This window comes from Romboutsia ilealis, from assembly GCF_900015215.1.
GTDB classification, from domain to species: Bacteria; Bacillota; Clostridia; order Peptostreptococcales; family Peptostreptococcaceae; genus Romboutsia; species Romboutsia ilealis.
In genome coordinates this window covers 1,890,468-1,912,769 of sequence record NZ_LN555523.1, presented here as the reverse complement: position 1 = coordinate 1,912,769, position 22,302 = coordinate 1,890,468, and the positions used below count along the sequence as shown (strand labels likewise).

At 27.2% G+C, this 22,302-nt stretch carries 27 protein-coding genes; 25 read left to right on the top strand and 2 right to left on the bottom strand.

Going from position 1 to position 22,302, the window contains the following annotated elements; genetic code table 11:
* Nucleotides 1-217: 217 nt before the first annotated feature.
* The 6 genes from CRIB_RS09015 to CRIB_RS08990 all read left to right on the top strand — a co-directional run bounded on the left by CRIB_RS09015 (nt 218) and on the right by CRIB_RS08990 (nt 5,999).
* Entirely contained in the window at nt 218-568 is a 351-nt protein-coding gene (locus CRIB_RS09015) for an Asp23/Gls24 family envelope stress response protein (RefSeq protein WP_180702048.1), read from the top strand.
* Nucleotides 569-582: 14 nt separating this feature from the next.
* Entirely contained in the window at nt 583-2,208 is a 1,626-nt protein-coding gene (locus tag CRIB_RS09010; protein ID WP_180702047.1) for a DAK2 domain-containing protein, read from the top strand.
* Between the two features lie 111 nt (nt 2,209-2,319).
* Nucleotides 2,320-4,380 (top strand): ATP-dependent DNA helicase RecG, encoded by a 2,061-nt coding sequence (gene recG, locus CRIB_RS09005; RefSeq protein ID WP_180702046.1) that lies wholly within the window; start codon nt 2,320-2,322, stop codon nt 4,378-4,380.
* 38 nt (nt 4,381-4,418) lie between these two features.
* The gene (rsmD, locus tag CRIB_RS09000) at nt 4,419-4,973 is read left to right on the top strand and encodes a 16S rRNA (guanine(966)-N(2))-methyltransferase RsmD (RefSeq protein ID WP_180703708.1); all 555 of its coding nucleotides are present in this window, start codon (nt 4,419-4,421) and stop codon (nt 4,971-4,973) included.
* Between the two features lies 1 nt (nt 4,974).
* On the top strand, nt 4,975-5,484 hold the full coding sequence (gene coaD, locus CRIB_RS08995) for a pantetheine-phosphate adenylyltransferase (protein WP_180702045.1): 510 nt from the start codon (nt 4,975-4,977) through the stop codon (nt 5,482-5,484).
* Complete coding sequence (locus tag CRIB_RS08990) at nt 5,475-5,999, top strand: hypothetical protein (RefSeq protein WP_180702044.1); 525 nt, start codon at nt 5,475-5,477, stop codon at nt 5,997-5,999. The genes coaD and CRIB_RS08990 overlap by 10 nt, the downstream gene beginning before the upstream one ends.
* 13 nt (nt 6,000-6,012) lie before the next feature.
* Here the strand turns inward: CRIB_RS08990 and CRIB_RS08985 are convergent, their stop codons facing one another.
* Entirely contained in the window at nt 6,013-7,227 is a 1,215-nt protein-coding gene (locus tag CRIB_RS08985) for a sporulation integral membrane protein YlbJ (RefSeq protein ID WP_180702043.1), read from the bottom strand.
* A 68-nt stretch (nt 7,228-7,295) separates the two neighbouring features.
* A complete protein-coding gene (locus CRIB_RS08980; protein WP_180702042.1) occupies nt 7,296-8,564 on the bottom strand; it encodes a nucleotidyltransferase in 1,269 nt (422 codons plus the stop codon).
* 283 nt (nt 8,565-8,847) lie between these two features.
* On the opposite strand from CRIB_RS08980, the gene CRIB_RS08975 reads away from it, so the two are divergent.
* The 19 genes from CRIB_RS08975 to CRIB_RS08885 all read left to right on the top strand — a co-directional run bounded on the left by CRIB_RS08975 (nt 8,848) and on the right by CRIB_RS08885 (nt 22,271).
* Complete coding sequence (locus CRIB_RS08975; RefSeq protein WP_180702041.1) at nt 8,848-10,044, top strand: acetate/propionate family kinase; 1,197 nt, start codon at nt 8,848-8,850, stop codon at nt 10,042-10,044.
* A 157-nt stretch (nt 10,045-10,201) separates the two neighbouring features.
* Nucleotides 10,202-10,729 (top strand): YceD family protein, encoded by a 528-nt coding sequence (locus CRIB_RS08970; RefSeq protein ID WP_180702040.1) that lies wholly within the window; start codon nt 10,202-10,204, stop codon nt 10,727-10,729.
* Nucleotides 10,730-10,742: 13 nt separating this feature from the next.
* The gene (rpmF, locus tag CRIB_RS08965; RefSeq protein ID WP_071119670.1) at nt 10,743-10,919 is read left to right on the top strand and encodes a 50S ribosomal protein L32; all 177 of its coding nucleotides are present in this window, start codon (nt 10,743-10,745) and stop codon (nt 10,917-10,919) included.
* Between the two features lie 182 nt (nt 10,920-11,101).
* Nucleotides 11,102-12,109, top strand: a complete 1,008-nt coding sequence (gene plsX, locus CRIB_RS08960; RefSeq protein ID WP_180702039.1) for a phosphate acyltransferase PlsX — start codon at nt 11,102-11,104, stop codon at nt 12,107-12,109.
* Between the two features lie 275 nt (nt 12,110-12,384).
* Entirely contained in the window at nt 12,385-13,353 is a 969-nt protein-coding gene (gene spoIIIAA, locus CRIB_RS08955) for a stage III sporulation protein AA (protein WP_180702038.1), read from the top strand.
* On the top strand, nt 13,343-13,864 hold the full coding sequence (locus CRIB_RS08950) for a stage III sporulation protein AB (RefSeq protein ID WP_180702037.1): 522 nt from the start codon (nt 13,343-13,345) through the stop codon (nt 13,862-13,864). Before spoIIIAA ends, CRIB_RS08950 begins: the two co-directional genes overlap by 11 nt.
* Before the next feature lie 10 nt (nt 13,865-13,874).
* Nucleotides 13,875-14,072 (top strand): stage III sporulation protein AC, encoded by a 198-nt coding sequence (spoIIIAC, locus tag CRIB_RS08945; protein WP_180702036.1) that lies wholly within the window; start codon nt 13,875-13,877, stop codon nt 14,070-14,072.
* A 25-nt stretch (nt 14,073-14,097) separates the two neighbouring features.
* Nucleotides 14,098-14,475 (top strand): stage III sporulation protein AD, encoded by a 378-nt coding sequence (gene spoIIIAD, locus CRIB_RS08940; protein ID WP_243633606.1) that lies wholly within the window; start codon nt 14,098-14,100, stop codon nt 14,473-14,475.
* Between the two features lie 14 nt (nt 14,476-14,489).
* Complete coding sequence (spoIIIAE, locus tag CRIB_RS08935) at nt 14,490-15,674, top strand: stage III sporulation protein AE (protein ID WP_180702034.1); 1,185 nt, start codon at nt 14,490-14,492, stop codon at nt 15,672-15,674.
* Between the two features lie 8 nt (nt 15,675-15,682).
* The gene (locus CRIB_RS08930; RefSeq protein WP_180702033.1) at nt 15,683-16,267 is read left to right on the top strand and encodes a stage III sporulation protein AF; all 585 of its coding nucleotides are present in this window, start codon (nt 15,683-15,685) and stop codon (nt 16,265-16,267) included.
* Between the two features lie 14 nt (nt 16,268-16,281).
* On the top strand, nt 16,282-16,830 hold the full coding sequence (locus tag CRIB_RS08925) for a stage III sporulation protein AG (RefSeq protein WP_180702032.1): 549 nt from the start codon (nt 16,282-16,284) through the stop codon (nt 16,828-16,830).
* 30 nt (nt 16,831-16,860) lie between these two features.
* Nucleotides 16,861-17,496, top strand: coding sequence for a SpoIIIAH-like family protein (locus tag CRIB_RS08920; protein WP_180702031.1), 636 nt, complete (start codon nt 16,861-16,863; stop codon nt 17,494-17,496).
* A 123-nt stretch (nt 17,497-17,619) separates the two neighbouring features.
* Complete coding sequence (locus CRIB_RS08915; protein WP_180702030.1) at nt 17,620-17,982, top strand: Asp23/Gls24 family envelope stress response protein; 363 nt, start codon at nt 17,620-17,622, stop codon at nt 17,980-17,982.
* A gap of 77 nt (nt 17,983-18,059) precedes the next feature.
* Complete coding sequence (gene nusB / locus CRIB_RS08910; protein WP_180702029.1) at nt 18,060-18,572, top strand: transcription antitermination factor NusB; 513 nt, start codon at nt 18,060-18,062, stop codon at nt 18,570-18,572.
* Nucleotides 18,553-19,545, top strand: coding sequence for an O-sialoglycoprotein endopeptidase (locus CRIB_RS08905; RefSeq protein ID WP_180702028.1), 993 nt, complete (start codon nt 18,553-18,555; stop codon nt 19,543-19,545). The genes nusB and CRIB_RS08905 overlap by 20 nt, the downstream gene beginning before the upstream one ends.
* Entirely contained in the window at nt 19,511-20,716 is a 1,206-nt protein-coding gene (gene xseA, locus CRIB_RS08900; RefSeq protein ID WP_180702027.1) for an exodeoxyribonuclease VII large subunit, read from the top strand. Before CRIB_RS08905 ends, xseA begins: the two co-directional genes overlap by 35 nt.
* Before the next feature lie 2 nt (nt 20,717-20,718).
* Entirely contained in the window at nt 20,719-20,934 is a 216-nt protein-coding gene (gene xseB, locus CRIB_RS08895; RefSeq protein WP_180702026.1) for an exodeoxyribonuclease VII small subunit, read from the top strand.
* Between the two features lie 2 nt (nt 20,935-20,936).
* Nucleotides 20,937-21,824 carry a polyprenyl synthetase family protein gene (locus tag CRIB_RS08890; protein WP_180702025.1) on the top strand — a complete coding sequence of 296 codons (888 nt, stop codon included), beginning with the start codon at nt 20,937-20,939 and terminating at the stop codon, nt 21,822-21,824.
* Nucleotides 21,825-21,833: 9 nt separating this feature from the next.
* On the top strand, nt 21,834-22,271 hold the full coding sequence (locus CRIB_RS08885) for a divergent PAP2 family protein (RefSeq protein WP_180702024.1): 438 nt from the start codon (nt 21,834-21,836) through the stop codon (nt 22,269-22,271).
* Nucleotides 22,272-22,302: the final 31 nt, after the last annotated feature.

Genomic DNA, 22,302 nt, shown 5'->3' with positions numbered 1-22,302 from the left:
CTGTATAAAGTAAATATTAAAAAAAGAAATACTAATTTTTTTCTTTTTTATACCCAAATTTTAAAAATTTAAATTATAATAAATTTGGGTAGATTTAAATTATAACATATTTATAATATTATAGGATAGATAAATTTGTATAATACTATAAATATATATAATATTAATTATGCAGAAAAAATAGATTAAAAAATAAATAAACTTAAGGGGGTAAACCATGAGTGCAAAAATAGTTAATCAATATGGAAGTATAGAAATAGATAAACAAGTTATATCACAAGTTGCATATAGAGCGGCAATGGAAAGTTATGGATTAGTAGGCTTAGGATATAAGTCTAAAGGGATAGTAGAATTATTAAAAGGTGAAAATGCTTTTAAAGGAGTTGTAGTCGAAGAACTAGAAGATAATACTATATCTATAGAATTATATGTTATATTACAATATGGAACAAATATATCAACAGTTGCTAATAACATAATAGATAAAGTAAAATATACAGTTGAAAAGATTACATCAATAAATGTAAGTAAAATAGATATAAACGTTCAAGGTATAAGAGTTAAGTAATTAGGAGGAAAAAAATGATTCAATATATAGAAGGTAAGATGTTAAGAGATATGTTTGTATCAGGTGCAAATAATCTTCAAAATCATAAAGATTTAGTAGACAAGTTAAATGTATTCCCTGTTCCAGATGGAGATACGGGTACTAACATGTCGCTTACTATATCGTATGCTATGAAGGAATTAGCTAAAGTTGAAAATGATAGCATAACAGACATAGGAAAGTCTTTATCAAAAGGTTCTTTAATGGGAGCTAGAGGGAATTCAGGAGTTATATTATCTCAAATAATAAGAGGATTCTCAAAGTCTATAGAAGGTAAAGAACAAATAAGTACAGAAGATTTAGCTAAGGCTTTTAAAAATGGATCTGATACAGCTTATAAGGCAGTTATAAAGCCTATAGAAGGAACTATATTAACAGTAGTAAGAGAAAGTGGAGAATACGCTATAAAAGCATCTAAGAAAGAAAAGGATTTATTAAAATTCTTAGAAATGGTTATAGCTGAAGCTAACGAATCTTTAGAGAGAACTCCAGAATTACTTAAAAACCTAAAAGAAGCTGGTGTTGTAGACTCTGGAGGTAAAGGATTAGTTCTTATATATGAAGGAATGTATGAGGCATTAAAAGGAAATCCAATAAAAGCAAAAGATTTAAATGATTCTAAAGTTCAAGAAGTTAAACAAGCAGGAACTTCTATAAATACTGAAGATATAAAATTCTGTTACTGTACAGAGTTTATATTAGAAAGTAACTCTATAAGCGATACTGAAATAAGAGATATGATGTTAAAGTACGGAGATAGTTTAGCAGTTGTTGGTGATGAAGGTATAATAAAAGTTCATATCCATACAAATGATCCAGGGCTTGTACTTCAGGATGCCTTAAAACATGGTCAATTAGTAACAATAAAAATAGAAAATATGAAACTTCAACATGAAAATACATTAGTAGATGATGCTGATGAAATAGCTCAATCAGTAGAGGAAAAAGAATATGGATTTATAGCTACATCTATGGGTGAAGGTCTTGCAAAAATATTTAAAGACTTCGGAGTTGACTATATAATTGAAGGTGGTCAAACAATGAACCCAAGTACAGAAGACTTTATGAATGCTATAGATAGTATAAATGCTAAAAATATATTCATATTCCCAAATAACAGTAATATAATAATGGCAGCAAATCAAGCTAAAGAATTAAGTGATAAAAATATAGTTGTAATTCCTACTAAAAATACGCCACAAGGGTTCACTGCTTTAGTTAACTTTAATGCAGATGTTAGCGTAGAAGAGAACGAACAAGCTCTTATGGAATCTTTAACTATGGTTAAATCAGGTCAAGTAACATTTGCAGTTAGAGATACTGTTATGAATGATGTTGAAGTTAAAGAAGGTAACATAATAGGCATAGCAGAAAGTAAAATGATGGATGCTGGAGACAGTGTAGATGAAATAACTACGTCTTTAGTAGAAAAATTAGTTGATGAAGATAGCGCTATAGTTACTTTATTCTATGGTGAAGATGTAACTGAAGAAGATGCAAATAATCTTCGTGATGAATTAGAAGAAAAGTTTGAAGATTTAGATATAGAATTATACTACGGAGGTCAACCTCTTTATTATTACTTAATATCAGTTGAATAATTATCTAAGTAACGAATATATTTTAGTTCGTAGCATAGATTAATAAAGTTAATTTTTAAAGTCCTGTATGATAATGTTATTTGTACAGGGCTTTATTTATAGGTGATAAAAATGATTGATTTAGAGAAAGACATACAATATGTAAAAGGTATAGGTCCTAAAAAAGCATATAAGCTTAATAAGTTAGGAATATTTACACTAAAAGATTTATTATTTTATTTTCCAAGGCAATTTGAAGATAGAAATAATTTAAAAAAGATAGCTCAGTTACAAAATGATGAAAAGGCTACTATAAAAGCTATAATAGTATCGGTAAATACAACAAGTCCTAAAAAAGGAATGACACTTACTAAAATTGATATAAAAGATGAAACAGGATATGCAAAACTCGCATTCTTTAATCAACCACATATAAAGAACTTATATAAATGTGGAGATACTATATTAGTATTTGGTAAAGTTAAAAAAGAATTTAAAACTATAGAGTTAAGTTCTTGTGAGATAGAACATCTTACAAATGATCCTAAAAATACATGTAAAGTTATGCCTATATATCCATTGACTTACGGAGTAACTAATAAAGAGATAATAAGTATTATAAAATCTGTTTTAAATAATGAAGAAATAAGAATAAAAGAGTATTTACCTCAGAGGATAATAGAAAAGTATAAGTTATGTAGTATAGACTATGCTATAAGAAATATTCATAATCCTACTACTAAAGATGCATTAAAAATAGCTTTGTATAGAATTGTATTTGAAGAATTTCTAATTCTTCAGTTAGGTTTATTTATGTTTAAAAATGGGACAACTGAGGTTGATGGAATAAAATTTAATAGAAATGAAAAGCTAGATAATATATTAGATGCACTACCGTTTAAACTTACTAATGCTCAAAATAGAGCACTAAATGAGATTATAGAAGACATGGAATCTAATAAGGTAATGAACAGATTAGTACAGGGAGATGTTGGTTCTGGAAAAACTGTAGTAGCTCTTTTAGCGTTAGCAAATTGTGTTTTAAATGGGTATCAAGGTGCATTAATGGCTCCAACCGAGATATTAGCAGAGCAGCATTATATATCCTTATCTGAAACATTAAAGCCATTTGGTATAGAAATTGAATTATTAGTAGGAAGTCTTACTAAAAAACAAAAGGAAAAAGTTTTAGAAAGAGTAAAGAATAAGGAAATTGATATATTAATAGGAACTCATGCATTAATAGAGGATAAAGTTGAATTTAATAATTTAGGTATAGTTATAACTGATGAACAACATAGATTTGGTGTAAGGCAAAGAAGTAAGCTTTCAGAAAAAGGCATAAATCCAGATATACTAGTAATGACAGCAACTCCAATACCGAGAACTCTAGCGCTTATACTTTATGGAGATTTAGATATATCTATAATAGATGAGCTTCCTCCGGGAAGGCAGCCAATAGAAACATTGGCTATAGATAAAGGAAAAAGAGATAAAGCTTACAACTCTTTAGTAAGAAGAGAGGTTGAAAAGGGTAGACAAGTATATATAGTATGTCCATTAGTTGAAGAAAGTGAAGCTATAGAAGCAAAAGCTGCAACTGAATTAGTAGAGGAATTAAAGTTGGAGTATTTTAGCGACCTGAGAGTAGGTCTTTTACATGGAAAAATGAAAGCTAGTGAAAAAGATGAGATAATGAAAAGTTTCAAAAATAAAGAAATAGATATATTAGTATCAACAACAGTTATAGAAGTAGGAGTAAATGTTCCAAATGCAACATTAATGATAATAGAGAATGCTGAAAGATTTGGTCTTGCTCAACTTCACCAATTAAGAGGTCGTGTAGGTAGAGGAAGTCATAAGTCTTATTGTATTTTAATATATGCATCAAAGAGTGAAGTTTGTAGACAAAGAATGTCTATAATGGAAGAAACAAATGATGGATTTAAAATATCAGAAAAAGACTTAGAAATAAGAGGTCCAGGTGAATTTTTTGGAACTAGACAACATGGACTTCCAGAACTTAAAGTTGCTAATATATTTAAGCATATGAAGATATTAAAGCTAGCTCAACAAGAGGCTAGATATATTATAGGATTAGATTATAAATTACAAAATAATGAAAATAAGATGTTGAAAAGAGAGATTCTGACAAAATTTGAACATTCCGTTAAAGAAATTTCATTAAATTAATTAAAATTATGTTAAAATATACAAAGAGGTGAAGTTTGTTGAGAGTAATATCAGGAAAAGTAAGAGGACTAAAATTAGATACTCCAAAAAATGAAGATGTAAGACCTACTACAGATAGAGTTAAAGAGTCTTTATTTAATATAATAAATCCATATATAATAGATAGCAATGTATTAGATTTATTTGCAGGCACTGGTTCATTAGGTATAGAATGCTTATCTAGAGGTGCATCATCTGCTACATTTGTAGATGTTAGCAAAGAAAGTATAAATATAGTAAAATCTAATATAAAGAAAGCTCGTGTAGAAAATGAAAGTACAATTTTAAATTTAGATTTTAAAAATGCAATAGACAGATTAAAGATTCAAAATAAAAAATTTGATATAATTTTTATGGATCCTCCATACTATAAGAATATGTTTATAGATGCTCTTTCAAATATAGACGAGGCAGATTTATTATGTGATGATGGGATAATAGTTGTTGAACACGATACAAAAGATAAATTTGTAGAAAAAATAGGAAGATTAGAAAAAACTAGAGATAAAAAATATGGAAATACAACTTTAACATTTTATAAATTGGAGGAATAAAATGAAAAGTAGAAAGAGAAAAGCTATATTTGCAGGAAGTTTTGATCCCATTACAAATGGTCATTTAGATATAATTTGTAGAGCTTCAAAACTATTTGATGAGTTACAAATAGGGGTGCTTTATAACCCAAATAAAAAAGGTTTATTTAATTTTGATGAAAGAGTAGAATTAATTAAATCTTGTACAAAGCATCTAAAAAATATAAAAATAGTTAGCTTTGATGGACTTTTAGTAAATTATTGCCAAGACCATGGGATAGATACTTTAATAAGAGGTGTGAGAACAGGAGCGGATATAGAGTATGAACTACAAATGGCTCATATGAATAGAGAGCTAAATCCAAATATAGAAACTATTATACTACCTACAAAAACAGAATATTCATTTATAAGTTCGTCATTAATAAAAGAAGTATTAACATTTGGTGGAGATGTTAAAAATTTAGTGCCAGAAACTGTTTTAGATGAACTACAAAGAAAAGCTAATGGGGGGAACGAAAAATGTATGTAGATTTAGAAGTTATGGATAGATTTGAAGAATTAGAATGTATAATAAGTAATGCTTCTTCAATACCATTTTCACATAAAAGTGGTATTGATAAAGATGAAGTATTAGAATTAATAAATAATATAAAAGCATCATTACCAGAAGAATTAAAACAAGCATCTTGGGTAAATAAAGAAAGGCATAAAATTATAAATGATTCTAAACAAGAAGCTCTTGAAATAGTTGAACAAGCTAAGAAAGAAGCTGAAAGAATAAAGGAAGAATATGAAAATAATATAGAAGAATTAAAGAAAAATTCTCAAGAAATATTAGATGCATATTTAGAAGCTAGTGAGCCAGTTGTGAAGGCTGAAGAAAAAGCAAATGAGATGATTTCAAGGGCTGAAATTGTTGCAAAAGAAATAAAACTTGGGTCAATAGAATATGCAGAAGATGTATTAACGACTGTAGAGCATAACTTAAAAAGTATATTACAAGAGATTGAACGAAATAGAATTGAATTAAACCCAGGAAAGTAAAAGAAAGCTAAAATTAGCTTTCTTTTTTTAGATTATAACTAGTTTTTTCTAATATTAATAATATCATAAATATGTAAAGGATTATAAATATAGGAAGAATTATATTATAATTTCTTGAGTAAAAATTCCATACTGAATTATCATAAACTAAATTATACATTGTATCAAAATTAGATACAAATAAATCTGATTTTAATATTGGATATAATAAAAAAGTAAATATACTAGCTATACAACCGTGTAAAAATTTACTGAAAATATAAAATTTTGTATTTATATCAGTTTTAGCTATAAAATTGCAACACTGAGCTAGTATAGATAATCCACTAAATCCAATTAAAAAGCTAGAAAGAGAAGCTCTTAAAACTTCAGGGGTTGATAATACGGAAGATACTCTATCGCATCCTATAGTAATTTCAAATAATCCACTTATGAATGCATGACAAAGTTCTTTAGTAACACCAAATAAGGAAAGAGGAAGATAAAGGATTGATGAAATTAAAGAAATTACATTAAAAAGTGAAAATATTTCAAAAACTACGGAAAATACAATTACAAATCCTCCAATAGAAAGCAATGTATTAACACCATTAAATACAGCGCTTCCGAATAAAACAAAAAAACCCCTCTCATCTTTGTATCTATTATTTATTGTATTTAATACATTTGTTTTTAATGAGGACTTGTCACTACTTAGAGACTCTTTACCATAATTTCTAAATAATAGTCCTACAGATATAGAACCAAGATAATGACAAATAAGCATTAAATATCCTAATGAAGGGTTTTTAAACATTCCTGTTGCTACAGATCCAACTATAAATAATGGACCGGATGTAGAACAAAATGAGACTAATCGTTGACCTTCAAATTGAGATATTTGATTGTTATTTCTAAGTTCTGATGCTAGCTTTGCACCTACAGGGTAACCGGATACGGTAGAGATAACAAAGACTAAAGCGCTTTTACCTGATACATTAAAAATAAACTTAGTAATAGGATTAATAATATATCCTATTATATCTACAACTTTTAAGTCTACAACTAAATTTGCCCCTATTATAAAAGGTAATAGTGAAGGTATTAATACATTAGTCCAAATAGATAAACCTTTTTTAGCTGCCAAAATAGATTCATTTGGATAGCTTACGATACCTAATATTAAGGTAACAACAATTAAAATAGGAAAGAAAAAGTTGATAATTTGTTTTTTACTAATTTTGACCACCTACCATCCATCTAATATAGGATTATTATATTAGATGGAGTAGTCATATATGATAAAAGGTTGTATACTTATTTTACATATTTAGGTGATATGTAAAAGTCCATAGGACCCTTTAATAGATTTTTATTGTTTTTATAATAGATAAGATTATATATATTACTTGCTTTTATATCATAGTCTATTAATGTTTTGAATATATCATCATCTTTAGAAAATGAAATATTAGAGAATTTATTTATGATATTTACCTCAGAATTGTTTTTTATATTTTTTATTATTTCACGTCCTTTGTCATTAAAAGCTAATATTCTTATATAAGGTATACTATTAATGTTTTTTATTTTCTTCATATCATTTTTAGTAATTCCAAGTAATATATTATTTAAAGTTCTTTTTATTTTGGTCATAGTATATCTTTTAGATTTTATAGATTCCTTCAAATCACCTAATGTTGAAGATGTAAAAATATTTTGGTATATTCTATTTTCAATCCCCTCATTCACATCAAAGTATGTATTTAAAATATCTTTATCTCTAACTATTATTGATGATAGGATTTCAAAATAATTATCATCAAACATAGGATAGAAATTATCATTAAATTTACCTTTTAGAACATCGAATGTATTATTAGGTACAACTTTAGAGATAGAAGAAATATCATTTAAATTTTTTAATTGCTTTCTTATTGCAGTTGCAGAACAAATATTACTTTCTATAGTTTCGCTATTATAATCTGATTGAACTCTAGTTATAGTGTAAGGTTTTATTTTACTATTTAACTTTAATATACTTTTGATGTATTCTAAACCTAGTATGTTGTTTGATGAATTTAATATATCTAAAAGTTTTTCTTTTGAAATATCTAAAAGTTTAAATTTATTAATATAATCAAATAATGCTAAACTTCTAGCTGTTGGAAATAACATTCCATCATCTAGATATTTTTTTAGGCATATTTTAAATTCTTTAGGCTCATCTACTAATATTTTAGATATTGTATAAAGAATATCGATATCTCCTTCTTCACTTCCAAAGCAAATTGAATCAACGCAATTTAAAGTATTTAGAGTAGTTATTGCACCATGAGAAAAGATTTCTGCACTTTGACAAGCAAACATTGTGGGAAGTTCAATAACTAAATCAACACCATTTTTAACAGCGGCATGAGCTCTTGTATATTTATCAAATAAAGCAGGTTCTCCTCTTTGTAAGAAATTACCACTCATAATAGCTATAGTATGAGTAGCTTGAGTTTTTTCTATGGATTTTTGTAAATGATATAAGTGACCGTTATGAAAAGGATTATATTCAACTATAAGTCCAAGTATTTTCATGAAAATTTCTCCTTTTTTTATTTTTTAATAAAGGTTATTAACAAATTTCAAAAAAATATTATTTTATATTAGAAATAAATTTGTTAATTCTATTATAATATTATAACAAATGGAGAAAAATAATGTAGACTAATATAAATATCTTAAATTATATATACTTTTCTAAAAAAAAAGTGGTATATTAATTATTGTTGAAATGTTTAATGTATACAAATTATACTTAGTATATTTTAAGCCTAAAGCTTATTACATATTATCTTTGAAATTTTAAGGAGGTATACTAATGAAAATATTAGTATTAAACTGTGGTAGTTCTTCATTAAAATATCAGTTAATAGATATGTCGAATGAAGAAGTTTTATGTGTAGGATTAGTTGAAAGAATAGGTATAGAAGGTTCTGTACTAAAGCAAGAAAAAGATGGTGTTGAAGGAAAACTTATAGTTGAACAACCAATGAAAAACCATCAAGATGCTATAAAGTTAGTATTAGACGCTGTAGTTGATTCACAATACGGTGGAGTTAAAGACATAAAAGAAGTTGAAGCTGTAGGACACAGAGTTGTTCACGGGGGAGAAAAGTTCGCTGGTTCAGTATTAATAACTGATGAAGTTAAAGCTGCTTTAGAAGAATGTATAGAATTAGCACCACTTCACAACCCAGCTAACATAATGGGAATAGAAGCTTGTGAAGCTATACTTCCAGGAGTACCAATGGTAGGAGTATTCGATACTGCTTTCCATCAAACAATGCCTAAATCATCTTACTTATATGGATTACCTCATGAATTATACACTAAGTACGGTGTAAGAAGATACGGATTCCATGGAACTTCTCATAGATATGTATCTCAAAGAGCTGCTGCTATGTTAGGTAAAAACATAGAAGATTGTAAAATAATAACTTGTCACTTAGGAAATGGAGCTTCTGTAGCTGCAATAGATGGTGGTAAGTCAGTTGATACAAGTATGGGGTTCACTCCTCTTGAAGGATTAATAATGGGAACTAGATGTGGAGATATAGACGCAGCTATACTACCATTCTTAATGGAAAAAGAAGGATTAGACGCTAAAGGATTAAGTGATTTAATGAACAAAAAGTCAGGGGTATACGGAATGACTGGTATATCTTCAGACTTCAGAGATATAGAAGATGCTGCTGCTCAAAATAATGAATTAGCTCAAGTAGCTTTAGAATCATATGCTAAAAAAGTTAAGAAATATATAGGATCTTACGCTGCAGAAATGAACGGTGTTGACGCTGTTGTATTCACTGCTGGTGTTGGCGAAAATGGTATAGGTATGAGAGCTGATATAATGGCTAACATGGACTTCTTAGGAATGAAGTTAGATGAAGAAGCTAACAAAGTAAGAGGTAAAGAAAGAGTAATATCTACTGAAGATTCAAAAGTTAAGATATTATTAATACCTACTAACGAAGAATTAATGATAGCTAGAGATACATTAGAATTAGTAAAATAATTATAAATGGATATAATATTTTATAAGGTAGGGTAAAACCTACCTTATATTTTGTAGATATACAATATTAATGGCAAAAATATCTATCAAGTAAAAATACTTGACAAACAAAAGCCAAATTTGTATAATAAATTGGTAATGTATTGAGGTGAATCTGATGAAGATAAATCTAGACAAACTAATTAGAAGAGAAACTGACAAATTAGACTTGAATTTTTCTCAAAAAATTGATACTATTAATTATTGTAATAATAGTTATAAACTATCCTCACCAATAAATATAAAAGGTAAAGTATCTAATACTAATAAGGGTTTATACTTAGATATAGATGTTGACTTTATACTTATTGACAATTGTTCAAGATGTTTAGATGAGGTAGAAGTACCAATAGAATATTCTATACAAGGTTTTTTAGTTAAAGAAGGCTTTGATGAAGATGAATTTGAAGATGATGATGCATTAATATTTGATGGACAAGAAGTAGATTTTGTTGATATAATAGAGCAGACATTAGATTTCAAAATACCTGCAAGTGTTCTTTGTAAAGAAGATTGTAAAGGGCTTTGTCAAGGATGCGGAGCAAACTTAAATATAGAAGCTTGTTCTTGTAATGAAAGTGCGAACGACGAGGAGATCATAGATCCCCGTTTTGCTAAATTAAAAGATATATTTAAAAATGACTAAGGAGGTGGCGTAAATGGCAGTACCAAAGCGTAAAACATCTAAATCAAAAACTAAAATGAGAAGAGCAGCTAACTCTAAAATGGTAGCAACTGGATTCGTAAGTTGTCCACAATGTCATGAGCCAAAATTACCACATAGAGTGTGTCCAGATTGCGGATATTATAAAGGTAAAGAAGTTGTATCTGAATAATAACTTCTAAAACATGTAGAATGTATTCTACATGTTTTTTTTGCTTTAAAATAAAAATATATAATATATTGATAATTTTATAATAATATAGCATACTACTATTAGTATTTATCAATAATTTAAATATATTTTTATAAAGGTAATAATTACTTGTATATAAATTTAAGTTAGGAGGAATATCTATGAGAATTGTAGTAGATGGTATGGGTGGAGATAATGCACCAAAGTCAAATATAGAAGGTGTAGTAAATGCTATAAAGGAATATAATGTAGATATAATAATAACTGGAGATAAAGATTTACTTGAAAAAGAATTATCCAATTATGATTTTGATAAAAGTAAATTAGAAATAGTACATACTACTGAAGTTATAGAAAATGAGGATAAGCCAGTAAAAGCGATTAGAAGTAAAAAAGATTCATCTATGGTAGTTGGACTTAGACTTGTTAAGGAAGGTAAGGCACAAGCCTTTATATCGGCTGGAAATACTGGTGCAGTACTTGCAGGAGGTGTATTTGTAGTAGGAAGAATAAAAGGTATAGATAGACCATGTTTATGCCCAGCTTTACCAAATGTAAAAAGAGGGATGACTATTATAGCAGACGGTGGAGCTAATGCAGACTGTAAACCTATTAACTTGGTTCAATTTGCTGGCATGAGTAATATATATGCAAGTAAGGTATTACAAATAAATAATCCTAAGGTGGCATTAGCTAATATAGGTATAGAAGAAGGTAAAGGAAATGATTTAGTTAAAAAGTCTTATGAAGAATTAAAGAACTTAGATTTAAACTTTATCGGTAATATAGAAGCAAGAGATGTTATAAATGCACATACAGACATAATAGTTTGCGATGGATTCACAGGGAATATATTGTTAAAATCAACAGAAGGTGTAGCTATGTCTGTAATGAAACTTATAAAAGAAACATTATTAAGTAGCACAAAAGGAAAGTTAGGTGCTATGCTTATAAAAGATGATTTAAAAAAATTAAAGGGTTACATGGATTATTCTGAATATGGTGGAGCACCGCTTTTAGGGGTTAATGGAGGAGTTATAAAAGCTCATGGAAGCTCAGATTCAAAAGCTATAAAAAATGCTATAAATCAAGGGATAAAGTTTGTAAAAGGGAATGTAGTTAAGGAAATAGAAGAATTTTTAGAAAAAAATCAACCCGGAGATAAATAGTATATATACTTATATTAACTAAGTTGAAAAGTTGTAAACAGATATTATATAGGTACTTAAATATAAATAAAGCCTAGTAATTTAGAAAAATTACTAGGCTTTATTTATATTTATAGGATAATTTATCAGTTGTAAAAGATTATTAAAAAAACTTTTTTAAATATATGTATGTAATATACAATAACTTATATTAAGTAAATTTTTATAAAAAATAAGTAATATTTTACTTATATCATAAATATAATGATTATATAAACAAGAGAGGAGGACAAGGTATGAGTAAAATTTCAGAAGAAGTTATAAACTCACTTTCGATTAACTTAAGAGAAATGATAAAAAGTATATCAAGAGATAATGTAAACATAGAGGAAATAAGACTAAGATCTTTAAAGCCATTAATAGTAAATTCAAATAATAAGGATTATTTTTATAATACTAGATTAAATAAATTAGATTTAAATATGGACAATCCATATATTGTTAGTAAAGATGATATAGAGCAAACATTTCAGATAATGTGCAAATACTCAATTCATTCTTTTATTGATGATATAAAAAAGGGTTTTATAACTCTTAGGGGAGGACATAGAGTTGGGATAGTTGGAAAAACCATTATAGAAGATGGACAAGTTAAAAATATAAAACATATATCTTCGTTAAATATAAGAATTTCAAGAGAAGTTTTAGGATGTTCAGATAAAGTTTTAAAGCATATTATAAAAGGCAAGGACAAAATTAATAATACTTTGATAATATCGCCTCCTCAATGTGGGAAAACCACTTTAATAAGGGATATTGTAAGAAATATAAGCAATGGAAATGAAGAATTTTTATTTAGTGGTATGAAGGTTGCTTTAATAGATGAACGTAATGAGATATCAGGATCTTACTTAGGAGTACCTCAAATGGATGTGGGTATTAGAACTGATGTAATAGAAACATGTCCTAAGGATATAGGAATTATGATGCTTTTAAGGTCTATGTCTCCTAATGTTATAGTTACTGATGAAATAGGAAATATGGATGAAATAAAAGCTTTATATACTGCTTTGAATGGTGGTGTAAGTTTAATAACCACAGTTCATGGAGATTCAATCGACGATATAAGAAATAGAAAAGAACTAAGTAATTTATTAGATAGTGAATTATTTAAAAAAGTTATAATACTATCTTCTAAAAAAGGACCAGGAACAATTGAAAAAATATATGATTTAGAAGAAAAGAGATGGTATTTTGCAAATTAAAATTTTTATAATTGGTGTTTTAATAGTTTGTAGTTATTTAATAGGAGAATATATATATAAAGCTTATACAAAAAGGCATAAAGAGGTTAATGACCTAATAAGAATATTAGAGATAATGAGGATGGACTTGTCGTTTGGATTATATACATTGGAAGAGATTTTTAAGCGATTAGGGGATAAGGAAGAATTTTGTACCTCTAATTTTTTTAAAAGGTTAGAAAATGAATTACATAATAACTCATATAAGGTGTTAGATGAAATATTAAATGATAGTATTCAGATATTAATAAAAGAAACTTATTTACAAGATAAGGAGATTAATGAATTAAAGAAACTTATATTTACTCTTGGGAAAAGTGATATAGAGTCTCAATCAAGGATGATAGATTTATCTATTGAAAATCTAAAAAAAATAACTGGAGAGACAAAAGAAGATATAAAACAAAAGGGTATAGTATATAGAAAATTAGCAACTATTGTAGGAATAATAATAGGAATAATTTTAATTTAGGAGGTTGAGTATGGATATATCATTGATAATAAAAGTTGCGGGAATAGGTTTATTAATATCAATTCTTAATATGGTTTTAGAAAAAACAGATAGAAAAGACTGGGCAACATTTACTACACTAGCAGGTGTGATAATAGTATTAAGCATGGTATTAACTGAAATAAGTGCGTTATTTAATACAGTAAAAACAATGTTTCAACTTTACTAAATAGGGGGGAGATATATTGGAAGTAATGCAAATTATAGGTATTGCAATTATATCAACAACACTTTGTTTGGTAATCAAGAAAGATAGACCAGAGATAGCGATGTTTATAGGAATACTTACAGGAGTAGTTATATTATCATCTGTAATATTTAAATTAGGTTTTATAATTGAAAGTATAAATAATTTAGCGAATAAAGCTAATATACCAAGTGTATATATAACTTTGATAATAAAATTAATCGGCATAGCATATCTTATGGAATTTGCAATACAACTTTGTAAAGATTGTGGGGAAGGAACTATAGCATCTAAGCTTGAGTTTGGAGGCAAGATAATAGTAATGACAATGTCATTCCCTATACTTTTATCAATAGTAGAAATGGTGTTAGATATTATCCCATAGGAGAATTATAACTTATGAAAAAAATATATTTAAAAATACTAATTACTATTTTAATAATCATAGGATCTTTTTCCGTATCTTTTGCAAATGAAGATGATACAGAAGATTATAATGAAACTAAGAAAAGTATAGATTCATATATAGATAATCAGTTAGGGAAAATAGATTTAGAAGAGATACAAAAGTATATAAAAGAATCATCTACTATAGATGATATTGATTTAAAAATATTTATAAAAGACTTGATAAAAGGTGATAAGAATATATTAGATTTATTTGATAAAGAAAACATAAAGATGATTTTCTTTGACGAATTAAAGAGCAGTATAAAAGTATCAATGATAATATTAGTTTTAGCACTATTATCATCACTTTTAAAGAGTTTAGATAATTCTTTTTCATCAAATGCAATAAGTCAGATAACAACGTACATAGTATTTGTAACGATGGTTTCGCTTACACTAATTGGGTTTAAAGATGTATTAGAAATTTGCAACAATACTATAGATTCAACTATAGGTATTATGCAGGTTATAATGCCAATACTAATAGCACTTCTTGCGCTTATGGGATGCCCGATAACATCAACAGTATTAAATCCTATATTTATAGGAGGAGTAGCATTTATAAATGTTATTTTTAAACAATTCATATTCGTATCAATATCTGTTGCTTTTGCAATATTAGTAGTTAACAATATATCTAAAAATATAAAACTTAAAAAATTATCATCATTTATAAAACAAATAAACTTAGTATGTATAGGTGCTATGTTCACTATATATTTAGGATTAGTATCGATTCAGGGACTGTATGTAACTAGTGTTGATAATTTCACTGTAAAAACAGCTAAGTTTGCAATAGGAAACTTTATTCCAGTAGTTGGAGGATTTGTATCAGATTCTGTAGATATTTTATTATCATCTTCTCAACTTATAAAAGGGGTATTCGGTGGAATAGGTTTAATAGTCTTAGTGGGAATATGCTTGGTTCCAATTATAAAAATAACATCAATAATATTAGTATATAAAGCATCTGCAATAGTTGTAGAGCCTATAGGAGAAGATAGTATATCAAGTTTTTTAAATGAAGTAGCAAATTTAATGATGATATTGCTTGCATGCATAATAGCTATAATAATAATGTTTTTTGTAACGATAGCTATATTAACATCTATAAGCGTAGTTTCGGGAGGATAGGTGATAATTTGTTAGAAAGTATAAAAACATGGATTGTAACGGTTTTGATAGGAGCATTTATAGTTAATATAGTTGATATGATTTTACCGTCTTCTAAAATGAAACCATATATAAATTTAGTTGTTAATTTCATATTTGTTTTTATAATTTTAAGCCCAATAGCAAACTTTTTTTCAAAAAATATGTCTTTAGAAGATAAAGTACTAAAGTATATGAATGAATATAATAAGAAATATGTAGATAGTATAAATGGACTAGCAGATAAAACAGGAAATAGTAGCTTATCAAAAGGGTATGAGGATGGTCTAAAAGAAGTTTTAAAATTAAAATTAGATGAATATGGATATGAATTAGATGATATAGAGCTTGAAGGAAATGAGATTGGAAAAATAACTGTGAAGGAAAAAAATAATAGTAATAAAAGTAAAAATGAGGACATACAATCTAAAGAAAATGAAAAATCGAAACAAGTATTTAATGAAGATGATGAACAAGAAAATACTAAACATAGTTTAAATTTAAGCAAAGAAGAACTAAAGGAAGATTTGGTAAAAATACTTGATGTATCAATTGAAACTATAGAAATTGATTAATAGGGGATGAGGAGATGTTTAAGAATCTAAACGAAAAGGATAAAAAAAAGATATACTCGCTATTATCTCTAGCAGTAATTTGTGGCATTGCTCTTATAGCTATATCAGGTCTAGAAGATAAAGAAACAGCAAGTAAAGGTGAAAGTAATAATGAAATAACTCAGGAAGATTTAAGTAATGAATCATCAAAATCTACATTAGAAGAAAAGCTTAAAAATATATTATCACAAATTGAAGGTGCTGGAGAAGTAGATGTTATGATTACATATGAATCAAGTGAAGAAATTCAACCAGCTTTTAATACTAATACTACAACGGAAGAGACAAAGGAAGTAGATAAACAAGGTGGAGAAAGAACAGTTACAACATCTAGTGAAAATAAAACAATGATAACATCAAGTTCAAATGAACCTATAGTTATAAAAACTAATCAACCTAAAATTAATGGTGTAATAGTAGTATCAACTGGAGCTAAAGATCTTACTGTAAAAGAAACACTTTATAGCGCAGTACAAACAGCGTTACAAGTACAAGGGCATCAAGTAGAGATATATAGTAAATAAAAATATTAAAATAAACTTGGGGGGATAAAAATGAAATTTAATTATAAGGGAAGAGGATTTGTAGTAGTAACTTTAGCGGCAATGTTAGTTGTAGTAGGAACTGTAAATTATCAATTAAGCAGAAAGTCTTTATTAGAAACTTCGAGAGAATTTACAGCATATGAACAAGCTCAAAATGAAAAAAATATGGATACAAATGAGAAAGAAGATGTTAAAGTAGTTGATAGTAAAGAAAGTCAAGTTGAGGAAAAAGTTACAGAAGCTAGTAAGCAAATAGAAAAGCAACTTACATCAGCGCAAAATATGAAAAAAGCTACTTATATACTAGATATGAAAATGACTAGAGAAAAGCAAAGAAATAGCTTAACTCAAGACTTAAATGAGATGATAAATAACCCATCTACATCTGAAGAGGCTAGAAAAGAAGCATCTGCAATGAAGTTACAATTAGTTAAAGACCAAGACGTAGAGTTAAAAATAGAAGATCTATTAAGTACTAAAGGATTTGAGAATGCATTAGTGTACATAAGTGAGGGAAAAGTCAATGTAGTTGTAAGTGAAGAAAAATTAGACGAAGCAGATGCTGCTAAAATATTTGATTTAGTTGCAGAACAAGCTGATGTAAAATATGAAAATATAAAGTTAATGAATAATAATAAAAATTAAAGGATATTATATATATAATAACCTCAGAAAATAACTGAGGTTATTTTCTTGCAAAGTAGAGTTGTATTTGGTATTATTATATATATAAATATAGTTCCTTAAAATAAGGGGGTAGTATTTGCAATGGAAAATAACAATTTTGGACAAGTAAAAATATCTAATGATGTAGTTGCTACAATAGCAGGTCTTGCAGCTTTAGAAGTAGAAGGTGTAGAGACTAATACAACATTTACAGATAAAATACTTAAAAACAATGGTGTAAAGATACAAATAGAAGAAGAGGAAGTTAGCTTAGACGTAATGGTTATGATAGATTATGGTGTATCTATACCAGATATAGCTTTAAAAATTCAAGAAAATGTAAAAAATACTGTTGAGACAATGACAGGTCTTAAAGTTTCTCAAGTAAATATACATGTTCAAGGAATCAGCTTTAAAAAAGAAAAAGCTGAAAAAGAAGAAGCTAAACAATCTAAAAAAAGTTAATAAAAAACCTCTGAAAAATCAGGGGTTTTTTTATTGTTTAATATGTGCATAATAAACCTGAAGGAGGATTACAACTAATGAAAAGTGATAAGGCGAGAAAAGTAACTAGTAGAGAATATATTATGAAATTAATATATCAAATAGAAATGAATAAAGAGGATATAGAAAATATAGAAGAAAGATTAGATATATTTTTAAATGACAATCTTGAATATATAATAAATAGATATGAAGAACTTAGACTACAATATTCAAATAATCCAAATGTAGAACTTGATAATATACAATTAGATGATGCGGTAGATAGAGAATACATGAATACAATATGTGAAAATTTAAAAGAAAATAAAGATAAGATAGATGAGTTAATAAATAAATATGCAAATAATTGGTCGGTAAATAGAATGCCTAAGGTGGATTTATCTATATTAAGGCTTGCTATATGTGAATTAATATTTATACAAGAAATACCAAGTAAAGTTTCTATAAATGAAGCAATAGAGTTAGCAAAACTTTACTGTGATGATAAAGCTCCTAAGTTTATAAATGGAATATTAGGTAGTGTTGTAAATGAGTTTGAAACAAAATAATATAATAATTGGAATTGATACTAGCTGCTATACAACTTCTATAGCAGCTATATCTTTAGAAAAAAGCATTATTTTGAATGAAAAGATAATGTTAAATGTTAAGGAAAATTCAAATGGATTAAGGCAAAGTGAGGGAGTATTTCAACATATAAATAACTTAGGAGAGCTTAGCGAAAAATTAAAATCATTACATGATAATTATAATATAGTAGGAGTTTGTGCATCTAAAAAGCCAAGACCAATAGAAAATTCTTATATGCCGGTATTTACAGTAGGTTATAATTTTGGAAAGGTTATGGCTAATTCGCTAAATTGTAAATTTTATAAAACTACTCATCAAGAAAATCATATTGAAGCTAGTTTATTAAATAGTAAAATAACTAATAGGGATAGATTTTTATCTGTACATATGTCAGGTGGGACAACAGAAATACTATTATTGAGTAGAAATAAGAATTCGCTAGAATACAATATAGAAATAGTTGGTGGAACAAAAGACATAAGTTTTGGTCAACTTATAGACAGGATAGGTGTTAAATTAGGATATAGATTTCCAGCAGGTAAATATATAGATAAAAATGCACTAGATTGTGAAAGAAAGATTTTAAATGGGCTTAAAACTTCAGTAAAAGATGGATATATGAATTTATCTGGGCTTGAAAATCAAATAAATAAGATAATAGATTCAGAGGATTGTAAATATATATCTAAATTGGTTCTAGATGCAGTGGTTAGAAATATGTATAAGTCTTTAATTTATATAAGTAAGTTATACAATATAAATGAAGTAGTATTTTGTGGAGGAGTAGCTGCGAGTAAGTATATACGTACTAATTTAAGTACAAAGTTAAGAAGAGAAAAAATATATTTATACTTTACTAAGCCAGAATACTCAACAGACAATGCATGTGGATGTGCTATAATAGGGGTTGATAAATATGAAATTGAGAGCTTTAGAAATAAGCGAAGTTAACTCATATATAAAGAGAGTACTAACTAATGATGCAATTTTATATAACTTGAAAGTAAAAGGAGAAATATCAAATTTAAAAGTACATAGTAGTGGTAATGTGTACTTATCTTTAAAAGATGAAAAATCTAAGATAAATTGTGTTATATTTAAGAATAATTATAATAAAGATTTGCAGCTAGGTAACGGTTCAAAAGTAATAGCTAATGGGTATATATCACTTTATGAAAGAGATGGATCGTATCAATTATATATAAACGATATCGAGATTGAAGGATTAGGTAATTTATATATTGAATTCAACAAACTTAAAGAACAATTATCTGAAGAAGGTTTATTTGACATTAAATATAAAAAATCAATACCCACTATGCCTAAGTCTATAGGTGTTATTACATCTGAGACAGGAGCAGTTATAAGAGATATTATTAATGTTATAAAAAGAAGATATCCAAAAGTAAATATAAAGCTATACCCAGTCAATGTGCAAGGACATCAATCGAAATATGATATATGCGATGGGATTAAATTTTTTAATAAGGAAAATAATGTAGATACAATTATAGTTGGTAGAGGTGGAGGTTCTATAGAAGAACTTTGGTCATTTAATGAGGAGATTGTAGCAAGAGAGGTATTTAACTCTAAAATACCGATAATATCTGCAGTAGGTCATGAAACAGATTTTACTATATGTGACTTTGTAGCAGATATGAGAGCTCCAACACCATCAGCAGCGGCTGAAATAGCTACTCCAAATTTAGTTGATTTAGAATATAAACTTGAGAATATAAAAAACAGACTTACTAGATCAATGATAAATCAAGTTAATTTTGATAAGAATAGAATTGATTATGTATTTGAAAAGATAAGTAACTACTTAAAATTATACACAATAAAAGATAAAATAACACAAATAGACAAGATATATGATAAAATAAATTTTGAAATAGAAAATACTATAAGTATAGAAAATGAAAGATTAAAAAATATAGGAACAATACTACATAACTTAAGTCCTTTGGCTACATTAGACAGAGGATATAGTATAGTTCATAAAAATAATGAGATTGTAAATAGTATAGAACAAATTAGACTTAAGGAAAATCTAGATATAAAATTAAAAGATGGAAATATAAAGTGTAGTGTAGAAAGTATAGAAGGTAAAGAGGTGTAAATATGAATTTGACATATGAAGAAGCCTATAATAAGCTAGAATCTATTTTAGAAAGATTAGAATCTAAAAACACTAGTTTAGATGAATCACTTAGTTTATATGAAGAAGGGATAAAGCTTTATAAACATTGTAATAAACTTTTAGAAAATGCAGAACTTAAAATAAGTAAATTTAGTCAGTTAGGTATAGAAGAAGATTTTAATATTATGGAGGAATAATTATGGAATTTAAACAAACCTTAAAACAAAGGGCAAATCAAGTTGAGAGTTTATTAAAAGAATATATGCCATCTGAAGAAGGTTACCAAAAAACTATAATGGAGTCTATGAATTACAGTTTAAGTGCAGGTGGAAAGAGATTAAGACCAATATTAACAATGGAAGCTTGTAAAGTAGTAGGCGGTAATGTAGAAGATGTTATACCTTTTGCTATGGCAATCGAAATGATACATACATATTCACTTATACATGATGACTTGCCAGCACTAGATAATGATGATTTAAGAAGAGGTAAAAAAACAAATCATATAGTATATGGAGAAGATATGGCAATACTTGCTGGAGATGCTCTTTTAAACTATGCTTTTGAGGTTATGTTATCAAATTCAATAGATAAAGAAAATCCAAATAAATATTTAAAGGCTATGAATGAAATTGCCAAAACTTCTGGTATATATGGTATGATAGGTGGACAGGTTGTTGATATTCAAAGTGAAAATAAACAAATATCAAAAGAAAAGTTAGACTATATACATAATAATAAAACAGCAGCTATAATAATTGGATGTATGAGAGCAGGAGCTATAATAGGTGATGCTAAACAAGAACAATTAGACAAAATAACTAAATATGCGAAAAACATAGGTTTATCATTTCAAATCGTAGATGATATATTAGATATAGTAGGTGATGAATCTAAATTAGGTAAAAAAGTAGGAAGTGATATAGAAAATCACAAATCTACATATCCATCATTAATTGGTTTAGATGAATCAAAGAATATAGCATATGATTTAATACAAGAGGCTAAAGATAGTATAAATTCAATAAATAAAGAAACTAAGTTTTTAAGTGATTTAGCGGATTATATAATAGACAGAGAATATTAAGGAGGAAAAATGAACTTTTTTTCACAAATTTTTAGTAATAAAGTCTTGGGAATAAGTATATTTGCTTGTTTTTTGGCTCAATTTATTAAAATATTTACAGGTAAAGAAAAATTTATACAATTTTCAAGATTGTTTACTTCAGGAGGAATGCCAAGCTCACATAGTTCTTTTGTAACAAGCTTAGCTACATTAGTTGGAATTGAAAGAGGATTTAACTCTACAGATTTTGCAATAGTAACTGTATTTGCATTAATAATAATGTATGATGCTTCAGGTGTTAGAAGAGCTGTTGGGAAGCAAGCTGCTATATTAAATCAAATATTAGATGATTTTCATCATAAAAAACATATAGAACAAAAAAGATTAAAAGAATTAATCGGACATACTCCAAAAGAAGTTATATTTGGAGCGATATTAGGTATAATAACAGCTATAGTTTTTGTATAAATTGAAAAGATATGTAACATATGATATAATT